Source organism: uncultured Bradyrhizobium sp. (assembly GCF_964252615.1).
Classification (GTDB): domain Bacteria; phylum Pseudomonadota; class Alphaproteobacteria; order Rhizobiales; family Xanthobacteraceae; genus Bradyrhizobium.
Genome location: NZ_CAXUNQ010000018.1, coordinates 18,311 through 32,673, shown reverse-complemented (window position 1 = coordinate 32,673; position 14,363 = coordinate 18,311). Strand labels below are relative to the sequence as shown.

Here is a 14,363-nt window from a genome sequence, read left to right as displayed (position 1 = left end):
TTCGTTGCCGAGCTGCGAGGAGGCGAACTCGCGAACCTTCAGCTTGCCGCCGCTCTTGGCGAGAGGATCTCCGCGAATTTCTGCACGCCGAAGGAGACCGGATGATCGGTGTTGTTGAGATGCCCCCACCGGATCGTGCGCTCCTCCTGCGCCGAGGCGGGGGAACCAGACAGCGCCCCGGCGAGCAGCGCGGCGGACAGAATTCTGGACAGCCTCATCACGTCCTCCCCGAAACAACCGGTGCCGTCGGCGGCTGGTCGCCGCTTGCGATCTTTTTTGCTGAAAACCATATTATGAAATCATTGTCATATGATAATCAATGAAATATATGATATATTCGTATCTGCCTGATGCCGCGCCGGCGTGCCGCAGGCGCGGCGTTTGCCGCGCTGTCGGCATCTGATCGCCGGACAACCATCCAACCTGGACCAGGACTTTGACATTTCTCGACCCATCGCAGCCGTCCCTGTCCGCCGGCGACAGCGGCTACCAGCGCATCCGCTCCGACATCATCTTCGGCGTGCTGACCCCCTCCGGGCGCCTCAGGCTGGAATCGATGAAGGAAGACTACGGGCTGAGCGTCTCGACGTTGCGCGAGATCCTCAATCGCCTGGCCTCGGAGGGCTTTGTCGTCGCCGAAGGCCAGCGCGGTTTCGAGGTCGCCCCGGTTTCGATCCAGAACCTGCGCGAACTCGCGCAGCTTCGAATCCTGCTCGAACATCACGCCATGACCGAGTCCTTCCGCGCCGGCGACGTCGAATGGGAAGGACGCGTGGTGTCGGCCCACCACAAGCTCGCCGCCACCGAGCGTGCCATCCTCACCGCCGGCGACGACCCCGAACTGCGCAAGCGCTACGACGGCGAATTCCATCAGGCCCTGATCTCGAACTGCGGCTCGCGCGAGCTGATGCAGACCCATGCGGTCGTGTTCGACAAATACTTCCGCTACGCCTTGCAATATCGCGGCAGCGCCACGGTGGAACAGCACCGCGCGCTCAAGGAGTGCGCGCTGAAGCGGGATGCGGAGGGGGCAAAGGAGATTTTGACCGAGCACATCGACGGGTGCGTGGCGCATGCGACGGGGGTGGGAAGGCTGAGGTAGGGCAAGACGAACAAAAGCCCGGCCTTTCGGGCCGGGCTTTGGTCGTCTCGCGTTCCGTGAGCGCCGTTACGCCGCCTCGTCCGCCGCCACCGCATCATCACCCTCGGCGTCGGCTTCCGTATCGCCCTCGCCTTCCGCGCCGGCCTCGGTCTCGCTCTTCGCCCCGCGCCGCGGGCTCTTGGCGAGCTGGCCTTCGATCTCCTTGACCGCCTCGGTTTCGGTGACGTGCTGCACCACCGCGATCTCGCGCGACAACCGGTCCAGCGCCGCTTCATAGAGCTGGCGTTCGCTGTAGGACTGTTCGGGCTGCGAGTCGCTTCGATAGAGGTCGCGCACCACTTCGGCGATGGCGACGATGTCGCCGGAATTGATCTTGGCTTCGTATTCCTGGGCGCGGCGCGACCACATCGTGCGCTTGATGCGGGCGCGGCCTTTCAGGGTTTCCAGCGCGCGCTTGACCAGCGCCGGCTCCGACAGCTTGCGCATGCCGACATTGGCGACCTTGGCGGTCGGCACCCGCAGCGTCATCTTGTCTTTCATGAAATTGATCACGAACAGCTCGAGCTTGGCGCCCGCGATCTCCTGCTCCTCGATGGCCAGGATCTGGCCGACGCCATGGGCGGGATAGACCACGAATTCGTTGGTCTTGAAGCCCTGGCGCTGGGTCAGCACCTTCTTCGGTTCCTCGACCCTGGCCGCGACAGCCACCGGCTTGACCGCCGGCCTGGCGGCGGCAACTTTGCCTGCCGCTGGTCTGGCCGCAGCCTTCGGTGCGGCAGTCTTGAGTGCGGCGGTCTTGAGTGCGGCGGTCTTGAGTGCGGCGGTCTTGAGTGCGGCGGTCTTGGGAGAGGCGCTCTTAAGAGGGGTCCTGGGAGCGGGCTTGGAAGCAGTGGCCTTCGAACCGGCCGCTTTCACGGAAGTCGTTGCAGTCTTGCTGGGCATTGCGCTTCTTTTGTTTTTTGAGGACTTGGCAGCCGTGGCCTTGGTGGCTGTCCGGGTGTTCTTAAGAGAAGCCCGGGCACGGACTTTGGTTGCACCGCGGCTGGCCGCAGCGGCTTTTTTGGTACCCCTGGAACTTTTTTTACGCGTTTTCTGTGACACGGCCTGCGCGCGGAAACGCCGCGCCCCTGTTCGATGTTTCACGGGAACCCTTGGGGCCAAATAACGGGCAACAGGATCCGAGCTAACCTTATGTGCTCATAATAGCACATTTGCCGCAAAAATCAAAGATTCATGGCCGATTCCGGCCCCGGCAGGGCCGATAACCGGGCAAAACAGCGATTAGGGTTAAGTCGTGCGGTCGATCCACGGGCGGCAGATACCGCGGCGGTCAGTCTCCGGTGCCCGGAGCGGGAGAAAAATATTTCTCGAACTTTCCCTCCATGCCCTCGAAATCCTTGGCGTCGGGCGGGGATTCCTTTTTTTGCGTGATGTTGGGCCAGCTCTTGGCATATTCCGTGTTCACCTCGAGCCATTTCTCCAGTCCCGGCTCGGTATCGGGCTTGATCGCATCGGCCGGGCATTCGGGTTCGCACACGCCGCAGTCGATGCATTCGTCCGGATGGATGACCAGCATGTTGTCGCCCTCGTAAAAGCAGTCCACGGGGCAGACCTCGACGCAATCGGTGTATTTGCACTTGATGCAGGCTTCAGTGACGACGTAAGTCATCCAGGGCTCCGAAACGGTCAATTCGAAGGGTTGCGTAGCGCAGGAACTGCGTTGCCGCAAGCACGGCACACGCACAAGCGTTAAGCGAACCAGACCTTCGCCGGAACGCTCAATTCAGGTAGTCATTCCGGCCGCGCCTGCAAATCGGCATACAGCACCCGCGCCGCGGCGGCGTCGCCGCGCCGCTCGGCAAATCCGACCACCTTGAGAATGCGCACCGTGCGATCGAGGCCGATAGTGAGGACGTCGCCGGCCTTCACGGCATGGCCAGGCGAGGTCTCGCGCGACCCGTTGACACGGACACGGCCGGCCTCGACCAGCGCCGCCGCGCTGCTGCGGGCTTTGACCACCCGCGCATGCCACAACCATTTGTCGAGGCGCTGGCGCTCCAAGCAGACGCTCCTCGAACCCGGACCCTCGTCACCTCTTCCCGCAGGGGAGAGGTGAGAACGCGCCGCCTGTTCCGCCCGGCGCCATCGCTAATCCTTGCGGCCGGCGGTGAGCTGCTCCTTGAGCGCCGCCAGCTTGGCGAAAGGCGAATTGGGGTCGGCCGGCCGTTCGCGTTCGCGCGGCGGCGCGCTGCTCGCATACTGCCGGTGCGACGGTCCGCCGCCGGAACGGCCTTCACGATCGCCTTTCGGCTTGCCGAACTTGCTGCTCTTGTCCCTTTCCCTGCCCTTGCCCTGGAAGCGCTCGCGCGGCGGCGGGCGGCCTTTGTTCTCGGGCGGCTCACGAGCCTGCGCGCCTTCGGCGACGACCGCCGGCGCGCCGGATTCGACCGCATCGGTGCGGGATTTACGGAACTCGCTGTTGCGCTCGCGCCGCGATCCTTTATTTGCGCGTCCATGCCGTTCGCGCTGGGCACCCGGCTCGGCCCCGGCCGGCTGGGCAGCCTCCTGCGCCGGGGCTTGCGGGCGATCGGGCCGGCGAGGGCGGTTGCGATCGTGACGCGGCCGGCGTTCTTCCGATCGGCCGCCGGGGCGCCATACCTCGACCAGTTCGGGAACCGCAACAACCGCAGGCGCGGCATCGATTCCAGAGGCCGCTTCCGCCGGCACATCTGCAGCGGCGCCGGCCGCTGCGGTTGCCGGTTCGGCCGCGCCGGACGCCGACCCGCTTGCATCAGGCGCCGTCGGCAATTCGGCTTCCGGCAACGCGGCCCCCGATTCATCCAGGATCTGGGGCGCCTCGCCGGGCGCTGCCGACGTCTCCGCGCTCCCGGTCGCAGCCGGCGGGTCCGCGGCCACGGCTTCAGCGGTCGCGCCGGACTCGTCGAGTACTTGCAGCGCGGCGCCTGCTTCCACAGCCGGGTCGGCGAGCGCCGTTTCCGCGCCGGCTTCCGCCGCGACGGCTTCCACGGCCGCAGCTTCGGCAAGTGCAGTTTCGGCAAGTCCAGTTTCGCCAAGTGCAGCTTCGGCAGGTGCAGCTTCGACTGCCGCAGCCTGCGCAGGTGCGGCTTTCACCGCGGCCGGCGCCGGCGGCAGCGGCGGCCGCTTCTCCATCCGGTAACCCAGCGCGCGCAGGATCGATGCGAAATCCTCGCCGGCCGAACCGGTCAGCGACGTCATCGCCTGCGTGATCACAAAACCGCGGCCGTCGAACGCTCCGGCGGGCTTTTCGCCGAGCGCGCCCGGCCGCCACGACAGCGCCGGACGAATGAGGTCGGCCAGACGCTCCAGGATATCGACGCGCACCGCGCGTTCGCCGCATTGCTTGTAGCCCAGGATACGATAGGCATCGCGATCGAGCTGCTTGTCGACCGGAAACGAGGTGCGGCCGCTGCCGGCCAGATGCTGCGCGCCGGACAGCGCAGAAGTGTCGACACCGTCCTGCTTCTCCGACCACAGCAGCGAGGCCAGCGCGCGCGCCGCAGGCTTGAGCAGCGCCGGAACATAGATGTGATAGGCGCCGAACCGCACGCCGTATTTGCGTAAAGACGCGCGCGACGGCTGGTCGAGGTCCTTCATCTCGGCCGCGATCCTGGCGCGCTCCAGCACGCCCAGCGCTTCGATCAGCTGGAACGCGATGCCGCGGGCGATGCCGGTGATATCCTCGGCCTTGTTGAGGTCGAACAGCGGGCCCAGCAGTTTCTCGATGTGGGTCTTGAGCCAGAGGTCGAGCCGCGCCTGCACCGCTTCGCGCGGCGCGCCGGTCAGCCGATCGTCGGAAATGATGCGGATGCGCGGATGCAGCACGTTGTCGGTCGCAACCAGCCTGGCGACGGCGTCGCCGGTCCAGCGGATGGTGCCGTCCGATGCCAGCACGAACGCATCGTCTTTCGCCGCCGACAGCTTCTCGGCGCGGGCGTCGATCTCGCCGGCCAGCGCTTTCTGCGCCGTCGCCTGCAAGGCCTTGGCGTCGGAACCGGCCTCGGCCGCATCAGGCGCAAAGGTGAATCCGTCGAGGCGGCCGATCACATGGCCCTCTACGATCACTTCGCCGGTCTTGCCGATTTCCGTATTCAACATCGTGTTTTCCCGCAGGCGGCGCATCAATACACTGGTCCGGCGATCAACGAAACGCTCCGTGAGCCGTTCGTGCAGTGCATCGGACAATTTATTTTCGACGTCGCGCGAAATGCCCTGCCAATGTTCGGGATCGGCCAGCCAGTCCGGCCGGTTCGCCACGAAGGTCCAGGTGCGGATCTGCGCGATCCGGTGCGACAGGGTGTCGATGTCGCCGTCGGTGCGGTCGGCCTGGTCGATCTGCGCCGCAAACCAGGCATCCGGGATCCTGCCCTTGCGCATCAGAAAGCCGAACAGCGTGGTCACCAGTTCGGCGTGCGCGGCCGGCGACAGCTTGCGATAATCCGGGATCTGGCAGGCATCCCACAGCCGCTCGACGGCGGCGGCGCCCTGCGCCATGTCGCGAACGTCGCCATCGCGGGCGGCGTGATCGAGCACGCGCAGGTCCTCCGCGACCGGCGCACGGGTCAGCGCCTCGTGCGACGGGTTAAGCGCCAGCGATACCTGCAGGGCGCCGAGCGAGGAAAAATCCAGCTTCGAATTGCGCCATTGCAGCACTTTGACGCTGTCGAAAGTGTGGTTCTGCAGCGCGTTGACCAATTCCGGCTCGAACGGCGCGCAGCGCCCGGTGGTCCCGAACGTGCCGTCGCGGGTAGCGCGGCCGGCGCGGCCGGCGATCTGCGCGAATTCCGATGGATTGAGGCGGCGGAATTGATAGCCGTCATATTTGCGGTCGGAGGCAAAGGCGACGTGGTCGACGTCGAGGTTGAGCCCCATGCCGACGGCGTCGGTCGCCACCAGGTAATCGACGTCGCCGGACTGGAACATCGCCACCTGCGCGTTGCGGGTGCGGGGGCTGAGCGATCCCAGCACCACCGCCGCGCCGCCATGCTGGCGCTTGATCAGTTCGGCGATGGCGTAAACTTCATCGGCGGAAAACGCGACGATCGCGGTGCGCCGCGGCTGCCGGGTGATCTTGCGGTCGCCGGCAAATTCGAGCTGCGACAGTCGCGGCCGGGTGACGATACTGGCGCCCGGCAGCAGCCGCTCGATGATCGGACGCATGGTGGCCGCGCCCAGCAGCAGCGTTTCGTCGCGGCCGCGGCGATGCAGGATGCGATCGGTGAAGACGTGGCCGCGCTCGAGATCGGCACTGATCTGTATTTCATCGACGGCGAGGAACGACACCTCCAGGTCGCGCGGCATCGCTTCCACGGTGGAGACCCAGAATCGCGCTTTCGGCGGTTTGATCTTCTCTTCACCGGTGATCAGCGCGACCGAATCGACGCCGGCGCGATCGACGATCTTGTTGTAGACCTCGCGCGCGAGCAGCCGCAGCGGCAGCCCGATCACGCCGGAGGAATGCGCAAGCATGCGCTCGATCGCAAGATGGGTCTTGCCGGTATTGGTGGGACCGAGCACCGCGGTGACGCCGGCGCCGGGAGCCCTGCCGTTTCCGGACATCGGCGTGGGAGAAGAAAAGGCCATATGTTTAAGGGAATTCCTGCGTCGCCGGCGTTGGTATATGTTTCACAATGCGACGCCTGCCAGGTCGCGGCTTAAGCTTCGGAACGGGTAAGGAACGAAACACGCCCGAATCGCTGACTCGGAAGATTGCAGGCCCGGCCGCCGCAACATCTCGCGTTGGCGCGCGACAGGCAACACTAGATCAAGTTTGTCGGCGTCGAACAAGCGGTGGTTTTTCGGTCAAATCCTTAAAGCTGGATGCGATTGGGAGTCGAATCAGAAGCCGACCGGAGTCAAGCCGGAATCCTGCCTCGACTGGTCATACGCGGGCTTGGCCCGCGTATCCATCCATCTTCGGAAGAGCCGTTTCGAAGGGGATGGATTGCCGGGTCGAACCCGGCAACGACAACGGATGGATCATCGGGCTCACTGGGTTTTGGCGACGCGGGGCGGCGAGGCCTGGGTCAGGAACTGAGTGGCTTCGAGCATGCCCATGCCGAGCGGGGTCGGAATCATCATCCGGAACGGCACCAGGATGCGGGTGCCGGCGATCGGCGCGAACCAGGCCTCGATGTTGCGCTGCGCGGCGAGCCATTTGATCGCGGCGCGGTCGGGGATGTAGCCCGCGATCGGCGTAAAATACACCGCGCACACCACGGCCGGACCGGAATAGCCCCGTTCGGCCCGCACCGTTTCCATCCGCTTGTAATCGAGCCTGAGTTCATAGCGCATGCGGCCGTCGAAGATCGCGCCTCCCGCCCGGCACGCTTCGGGGCTGAGCGGATCGGCGGAGCCGGGCACGCGCAGCAGCGAACCGGTCATCGGATCAAGCACGCCGCGGCGATGCGCCTCGGTGACGACGATGCGGTCAGGATCGACCGGCGGCTCCGGCTCGATGGCGAATTCCTTGATATTGCCGGCGGCAAGCGACATCCGGATGGTTTCGGATTTTTTCGACGAACGCACGGTGGCGGAATAGTTTTGCGGCAGCAGCGCGCCGCCCACGATGCGGCCCTGCGAGCCGCCGGTGCCGGAGCCGGAAGCGAATGCCTGCAGCAATCCGGACGTGCCGCCGGAAGCCGACGCCGAATACGCATCGTCGGAAATGTCGATTACCCAGGTGCCCTTGCCGACGGGTATGCCGGCAAGCGTCACCTCATAGCGCGCGTCGAGCTTTCCCTGCGCCGCGGCGGGCGGCGCAGCCGCGAGCAGCGCGAGGACCGCAAGCGCGGCGAACCGTAGGGCGGACAAAGGCGCCGTTGCGCCGTGCCCACCAATCGTCATTCCGGGACGCGCCTCCTGGCGCGGGTCCGGAATCCGTAACCCCCGCCCGTGGTTATGGATTCCGGGCCTGCGACTTCGTCGCGCCCCGGAATGACGATGCTGATGGTTTGAATTTGCCGGTTGCGACATGCGATCTGTCATTTAAGCAAAAACATCCGGCAAACAACGCGATAGTGCCCGGTTTGGTGGAATTCGGGCGCGGCTGGCTGAAGTCGTTGGAACCGCATGGTGTCGGCAGCGAATACGCCGTTTATATGGTTGGTCCGCCTGCAAAATCCGCTTCTCACCGAGCTTCGGCGCGTCGCCCTGCTGCGGGCCCCGATATCTTGACGCAGCAAGGCGCATTGCCTATACGTCCGCGGTTCCTGAAAGGATCAGATTTTCAACCCCCGCCGCGCCTTCGAAGGGCCGCGAGATGCGGGCGACAAGAGGATTTTCGCGATGTCGCGGCGCTGCGAATTGACGGCCAAGGGTCCCCTGGTCGGCCACAAGGTGAGCCATTCCAACATCAAGACCAAGCGCAGGTTCCTGCCCAACCTCTGCAACGTCACCTTCATGTCCGAAGCGCTTGGCCGCAATGTCCGCCTGCGCGTCTCCACCCATGCGCTCAAGAGCGTCGACCACCGCGGCGGGCTGGATGCATTTCTGCTCAAGGCCAAGGGGCCGGAATTGTCGCCGCGCGCGCTGGACTTGAAGCGGGCGATCGAGAAGAAGAAGGCGGGGGAGCCCGCGGCGAAGGCGAGCTGAAGCTTCCAGGCGGCTTGAAATTTTCAAAGCCCGGGTCAAACGACCCGGCTTTTTGCCGGCTGCGACTGCACTCGCCGCGTCTTATCAGGGCTTATGCCTGACCGGTCCAGCCGCCACGCCAGGCCTGGAGCAAGGCCCCGAGCGACACAGCGGGCGGCACCGAAATGACGGCGGCCCCGGCTGGCGCGGAACGGTCTTCAGCGAACAGATAGTGATCGATCATAAAGATCGCGATCCAGATCATCACACCGACCGCGATCAGGCTTGCCATCAGCCACATGAATATGTCTCGGTTTGACATCGCTCAAACCTCGGCAAGGCCGCGCCGCCCGGAGGCGGCGCGGCCCTTGCGCGGACGGGGATTACTTGGACATCCCGCCCTTGTCCATCATGCCGCCCTTCGACATGCCGTCGCCGGACTTCATCATTCCCTTCTTCATCTTCTTTTTCTTCATCATCCGCGCATTGGCATCCATGCCGTCATTGGATTTCATGGTCTGCTGGCCTTGCGGGCCGGTGGTCTGCGCGGACGCAATCGAGATGCCGCCTATGAGCGCGGCGCAGCACGCCGCAACAAGAATCTTCTTCATTTATCGTCTCCGTTTGAAAGCGATCGGGATTTGTCTCGTCCCGCCGGATCGCGATCGGCAAGAACAAGTCTTCGTTGATCTGGTCGGCTAACCGCGTGTTCTACTTCGCCGGCGATTCATCCTTTGATGCTGCGCCGGTCGGACCCGTCGTGGTCTTCGGCATCCCGCCCGGATTTCCGTTGGCGCCGCCGGACGTGGTCATGCCCGATCCGCTGCCGGAGCTGGCTCCGCTGGTGCTGCCGTCCTGCATCGCCCCGCTGTTCATCGGAGCTCTCTCGCTGGTTGCCGAATTACTTGTCGGGCCCGTATTGGCGCCGGCCTGACCCTGGCTCGGCTGGGCCAGTGCAAGCGATCCGGACAACAACAGCGCGCAAGCGGCTGCTAACATCGTTTTATTCATTTCATTCTCCTCAAGGTGTGAATACTGGTTTCAGATGCTGGGACGAAGTGGCATGGTTCCGCCACCTCGCACTCACCACGCCGACCAGGCGGCGCCGATGAATCGGTTGCGACGGTGCGCGTCTTCCGCAACCCCTGCAGAAGGCACGCCCATGAGATCTCGTTGTCGGATGTCGGAACCGGATGTTCCGGAACCGCTGTCCGCGTCGGGGCGACGAACATGACGATAAATTAATCCGCTTAATGCGTTCGGCGGCGTCGCCCAGCGAAACGTCACGCGATGAAAAAGCGTATCTGCTGATGTTTGGGCAATGCGACATTACGCGTCCGACATTCGGCGACCGGATCAATAACAATCCGAGCGGCGAAATGGCCGGTGCTCTATCGTCCGAATTGGGTGCCCTGACGGGGCCTCATCCGGCGTCTTTTCGAATGCCCTCAATGCTTGCGGTTGCAAGTCCAGGTTTAGAACTCAGCGGATCCGCAATGGAAGCCGCCTAGCGGAGCTTTGTACCTTCATCATGCACGATCCGGATACTGCAACCGAGGATAATGCCGCGCTTGATCGCCTGCTGAATGCGCTGTCGGTCGACGTGCAGCGATGCGTGGTTTGCAGCATTCCGAACAATGCGCGCGCGCGGTTTGAGCCGATCGACGCCGTCACCGTGCATTACGTCGTGGCAGGAACCGGTTTCTTTCAACTCGGCAACGCGGCGGCGTTGCCATTGGGCCCTGAGAGCATCGTTATCGCTCCGGCCAAAACGTTGCAGTTCTGGGCGAGCCATCGGGACGCAGGCGACGACACCCATGGGCGGGAACGCTGCACGTCGGTGGACGACAAACTGGCGCAGCTGGTGACGCGAGGGCAGTCCGACGAAGCGGTTTCAATCGTGCGCAGCGAGATACAGGTCACGACCGGCGGTATCGCCGGTTTTTTCGATCATCTGCGGCAGCCGGTTGTCGAGCGCTTTTTCGACAATGATGCGGCGCGGCAGATTTTCGAACTGATGATCGCCGAACTTGCCCAGCCCGCGATGGGCTCCCATGCGATCGCGGAAACGCTGATGAAGGCCTTTCTGGTCCTGATGTTGCGGCGACACTTGCGGCACGGTCATGCATCGTCGTCGGTGTTTGTGATGATGAGCGATCCGCGATTGGCGCGCGCGATGATCGATGTGCTGGAACGGCCGGAGCAGCCGCATACGCTGGAAAGCCTTGCCGCCGCAGCCGGCATGAGCCGAACCGTGTTTGCCGACAGATTCCGCGAGGTATTCGCGCAAAGCCCGACCGAGTTCATCCAGGAATTCCGGCTGAAATTCGCAGCGCACCTGCTCAAGACAACCAGCCTTCCGGTCAAGGCCATTGCCGTCAGCGTCGGCTATTCCAGCCGCAGCTATTTTTCACGCGCCTTCCGCAGCGCCTTCGCGGCCGACCCGAGCGCCTACCGCGAAGCGCACCGGCCGCGGCTGAGCGGCTCCGCCGACACCTGAACATCGGCATGGCGGCGTGCCGGGACGCGGCAAGACCCCGCCGCCCGCCGCAGGCGCCGGCGAAGCTGGCCTTCGAAGGATGGCGCCCTGCGGGTAACGGAATTGTCGCCGATCCTCGAAGCGCGGCGCGGCGGGCCCCTCCTAGCGACAACGGCGCAGCCGTTGCGCAAGGATGAGGGAGGAGAATTTTGCAGCGCGGCCGTCCTGCGACGCCATGGCTCTTTTGCCTGCAGTCCTGCAACTTGCTATCGATTGCACTTCGCCGCCAGGGACGAGACCCCCATGAACACCTCGCTCGCGATCGATACTCCCACCTACGACTACATCATCGTCGGAGCCGGCTCCGCCGGCTGCGTACTCGCCAACCGGCTCTCCGCCTCCGGCAAGCACGCCGTGCTGCTGCTCGAGGCCGGTCCCCGCGATCGCAACATCTGGATCCATGTGCCGCTCGGCTACGGAAAGCTGTTTAAGAACACCACGGTCAACTGGATGTACCACACCGAGCCGGAGCCGGGCCTGAACGGACGCAAGGTGTTTCAGCCGCGCGGAAAGGTGCTGGGCGGGTCGAGTTCGATCAATGGGCTGCTCTATGTGCGCGGGCAGCACGAGGATTACGACCGCTGGCGGCAACTCGGCAATCAGGGGTGGGGTTTTGACGACGTGCTGCCCTATTTCAAGGCGGCGGAGGATCAGCAGCGCGGCGCCGACGCCTTTCACGGCAGCGGCGGGCCGTTGCCGGTGTCGGATTCGCGGCATCCGGATCCGCTGTCGCAGGCCTTCATCGAGGCCGCCGCCGAAACCGGCATTCCGAAAAATCCCGACTTCAACGGCGCAACCCAGGAAGGCGCCGGGTGGTTTCAGACCACGACCCGGCACGGACGGCGCGCCAGCACGGCGCGGTCGTACCTTCGACCCGCCCGGCGCAACCGCAATCTGCGCGTCGAAACCTCGGCGCTGGCGCAGCGCATTGTGTTCGAGGGCCGCCGCGCGGCGGCGATCGAATACAAGCAGGCCGGGACGCTGCGAACGGCGCGGGCGCGACAAGAGATCCTGATCTCCGGCGGCGCCTACAATTCGCCGCAACTGCTGCAGCTCTCCGGCGTCGGTCCCGCCGGGCTGCTCGGCGGCCACGGGATCGATGTCGTGCTCGATGCGCCCGGCGTCGGCCGCGACCTGCAGGATCACATGCAGGTGCGGATTGTGACGCGCTGCACGCAGCGCGTCACCCTCAACGATATCGTCGGCAGTCCGTGGCGCAGGATGAGGATGGGGATGCAATATGCCGCCTTCCGCACCGGGCCGCTGACGATCGCGGCCGGCACGTCGGGCGCGTTCCTGAAAACCGATCCGCGGCTGGCAACGCCGGACGTGCAGATTCACTTCCTGCCGTTCTCGACCGACAGGATGGGCGAGGCACTGCATGCCTATTCCGGATTTTCGGCTTCGGTGTGCCAGTTGCGGCCGGAGAGCCGCGGCAGCCTGCGGATCAAGAGCGCCGATCCGGCGGTGGCGCCGGAAATACGCGTCAACTATCTCGCCACCGAAACCGACCGCACCGCCATTGTCGAAGGCCTGAAGATCCTGCGCAGGATCCTGGCGGCGCCGGCGCTGCGGCCTTACGTGACCGAGGAGGTCGATCCCGGCCCTGACGTATCGACAGATGCGGATTTGCTGGCGTTCTGCCGGCAGCGCGGCAGCACGGTCTATCATCCGACCTCGACCTGCCGGATGGGCAGCGATCCGCTCGCGGTGGTCGATCAACGGCTGCGGGTGCGCGGCACCTCCGGCCTGCGCGTGGTCGATGGATCGGTGATGCCCGACCTGGTTTCGGGCAACACCAACGCCGCCATCATCATGATCGCCGAAAAGGCGTCGCGGATGATTCTGGAGGACGCGCGGTGAGCCGAGCCGATACCTGCAGCCGTCATTTGTCCTGCTTGACGTTGACCGCCAGCGCCCGGATGCAAGGGAGACGCCGATGACCATGCCCAACCTGCCGCTGACCGGCGTGCGCGTCGTCGAGATGACGCACATGGTGATGGGTCCGGCCTGCGGAATGATCCTGGCGCAACTCGGCGCGGAGGTGATCAAGGTCGAACCGCCGTCAGGCGACAAGACCCGCAGCCTCGGCGGCATGGGCACCTCGTTTTTCCCGCTGTTCAACCGCGGCAAGCGCAGCGTCGTGCTCGACCTTGCAAAACCCGCCGAGCAGGAAACCATGCACCGGCTGCTCGCGAGCGCCGACGTGTTCCTGGAGAATTTTCGCGACGGCCTGCTCGACCGGCAGGGGCTTGGCGCCGACGAATTGAAGCGACGGCATCCGCATCTGATCGTCGCGGGCCACAAGGGATTCCTGTCCGGCCCCTACGAGCATCGCCCGGCGCTCGACGAGGTGGTGCAGATGATGTCGGGCCTCGCCGTGATGACCGGGACCAAAGCGAAACCGCAGCGCGTCGGCTCCTCGGCCAATGACATCATGGGCGGCATGTTCGGCGCCATCGCGATCATAGCGGCGCTGTACCAGAAGCGCGGCGGCGGTGCTGACGGAGCCGGCATCCGCATCGGGCTGTTCGAAAACTGCCTGTTCATGGTAGCCCAGCATATGGTCGAATACGAGATGACCGGCAACAAGCCGCGCTCAATGCCGGAACGCGAGCATGCGTGGCCTATCTATGATATTTTCGAGACGGCGAATGGCGAACGCATCTTCATCGGCGTCGTCACCGAAGGTCACTGGCAGAGCTTCTGCCGGGAATTCGGCCTCGCGGAGTTTTCCGGCGATCCCGCCCTGCGCACCACCACCGACCGGATTCTGGCGCGGGCGCGGATCATTCCGCGCGTCGCCGACGTGATCAGACAATGGAACCCGGCCGAACTGTCCGCGACGCTGGACCGGCTCAACATCTGCTTCTCGCCGATCAACCGGCCTGAGGATCTGTTCGGCGATTCCCACGTGCTGCGCCCGGGCGGCCTCGTCAATGCCACCAATGCCGACGGCGCGGGCTTCCGCGTGCCGGCGCTTCCTGTCGAGTGGAACGGCGAGAGCATCGGTGACGGACTGAAGGTGCCGACCCTCGGCGCCGATACCGCTTCCGTACTTCTGGAACTGGGACCCGGCGGCGGACGCGCCGCCGGCAACGCATAGCGAGG

The 14,363-nt window shown here is 64.8% G+C and carries 14 protein-coding genes; 6 read left to right on the top strand and 8 right to left on the bottom strand.

What is annotated here, in order from left to right; genetic code table 11:
- Positions 1 to 38: 38 nt before the first annotated feature.
- The gene (locus ACFE72_RS11905) at positions 39 to 290 is read right to left on the bottom strand and encodes a hypothetical protein (protein WP_375413297.1); all 252 of its coding nucleotides are present in this window, start codon (positions 288 to 290) and stop codon (positions 39 to 41) included.
- Between the two features lie 146 nt (positions 291 to 436).
- Between ACFE72_RS11905 and ACFE72_RS11900 the strand changes: the two genes are divergently transcribed.
- Positions 437 to 1,102, top strand: a complete 666-nt coding sequence (locus tag ACFE72_RS11900) for a GntR family transcriptional regulator (protein WP_375413296.1) — start codon at positions 437 to 439, stop codon at positions 1,100 to 1,102.
- A gap of 66 nt (positions 1,103 to 1,168) precedes the next feature.
- Here ACFE72_RS11900 and ACFE72_RS11895 read toward each other — a convergent pair whose 3' ends face one another.
- The 5 genes from ACFE72_RS11895 to ACFE72_RS11875 form a co-directional block, all read right to left on the bottom strand.
- Positions 1,169 to 2,044, bottom strand: a complete 876-nt coding sequence (locus ACFE72_RS11895) for a CarD family transcriptional regulator (protein ID WP_375413295.1) — start codon at positions 2,042 to 2,044, stop codon at positions 1,169 to 1,171.
- 388 nt (positions 2,045 to 2,432) lie between these two features.
- Positions 2,433 to 2,771 carry a ferredoxin FdxA gene (gene fdxA / locus ACFE72_RS11890; protein WP_029585061.1) on the bottom strand — a complete coding sequence of 113 codons (339 nt, stop codon included), beginning with the start codon at positions 2,769 to 2,771 and terminating at the stop codon, positions 2,433 to 2,435.
- A 122-nt stretch (positions 2,772 to 2,893) separates the two neighbouring features.
- Positions 2,894 to 3,163 carry an RNA-binding S4 domain-containing protein gene (locus ACFE72_RS11885; protein ID WP_375413294.1) on the bottom strand — a complete coding sequence of 90 codons (270 nt, stop codon included), beginning with the start codon at positions 3,161 to 3,163 and terminating at the stop codon, positions 2,894 to 2,896.
- Between the two features lie 87 nt (positions 3,164 to 3,250).
- The gene (locus tag ACFE72_RS11880; RefSeq protein ID WP_375413293.1) at positions 3,251 to 6,724 is read right to left on the bottom strand and encodes a helicase-related protein; all 3,474 of its coding nucleotides are present in this window, start codon (positions 6,722 to 6,724) and stop codon (positions 3,251 to 3,253) included.
- 405 nt (positions 6,725 to 7,129) lie between these two features.
- Positions 7,130 to 7,987 (bottom strand): DUF3108 domain-containing protein, encoded by an 858-nt coding sequence (locus ACFE72_RS11875; protein ID WP_375413292.1) that lies wholly within the window; start codon positions 7,985 to 7,987, stop codon positions 7,130 to 7,132.
- Between the two features lie 441 nt (positions 7,988 to 8,428).
- On the opposite strand from ACFE72_RS11875, the gene rpmB reads away from it, so the two are divergent.
- Positions 8,429 to 8,734 carry a 50S ribosomal protein L28 gene (gene rpmB, locus ACFE72_RS11870; RefSeq protein WP_375413291.1) on the top strand — a complete coding sequence of 102 codons (306 nt, stop codon included), beginning with the start codon at positions 8,429 to 8,431 and terminating at the stop codon, positions 8,732 to 8,734.
- Between the two features lie 91 nt (positions 8,735 to 8,825).
- Here rpmB and ACFE72_RS11865 read toward each other — a convergent pair whose 3' ends face one another.
- Positions 8,826 to 9,014 (bottom strand): hypothetical protein, encoded by a 189-nt coding sequence (locus ACFE72_RS11865; protein ID WP_375413290.1) that lies wholly within the window; start codon positions 9,012 to 9,014, stop codon positions 8,826 to 8,828.
- An 82-nt stretch (positions 9,015 to 9,096) separates the two neighbouring features.
- Entirely contained in the window at positions 9,097 to 9,324 is a 228-nt protein-coding gene (locus ACFE72_RS11860) for a hypothetical protein (protein WP_375413289.1), read from the bottom strand.
- 74 nt (positions 9,325 to 9,398) lie between these two features.
- Here ACFE72_RS11860 and ACFE72_RS11855 point away from each other — a divergent pair, with 74 nt between their 5' ends.
- The 4 genes from ACFE72_RS11855 (at position 9,399) to ACFE72_RS11840 (ending at position 14,358) form a co-directional block, all read left to right on the top strand.
- Entirely contained in the window at positions 9,399 to 9,647 is a 249-nt protein-coding gene (locus ACFE72_RS11855; protein ID WP_375413288.1) for a hypothetical protein, read from the top strand.
- A 597-nt stretch (positions 9,648 to 10,244) separates the two neighbouring features.
- Positions 10,245 to 11,213 carry a helix-turn-helix domain-containing protein gene (locus ACFE72_RS11850; RefSeq protein WP_375413287.1) on the top strand — a complete coding sequence of 323 codons (969 nt, stop codon included), beginning with the start codon at positions 10,245 to 10,247 and terminating at the stop codon, positions 11,211 to 11,213.
- Positions 11,214 to 11,495: 282 nt separating this feature from the next.
- On the top strand, positions 11,496 to 13,115 hold the full coding sequence (locus ACFE72_RS11845; protein WP_375413286.1) for a GMC family oxidoreductase: 1,620 nt from the start codon (positions 11,496 to 11,498) through the stop codon (positions 13,113 to 13,115).
- A gap of 76 nt (positions 13,116 to 13,191) precedes the next feature.
- Positions 13,192 to 14,358: a CaiB/BaiF CoA transferase family protein gene (locus ACFE72_RS11840; protein WP_375413285.1), complete on the top strand. Its 1,167-nt coding sequence runs from the start codon at positions 13,192 to 13,194 to the stop codon at positions 14,356 to 14,358.
- Positions 14,359 to 14,363 lie beyond the last annotated feature (5 nt).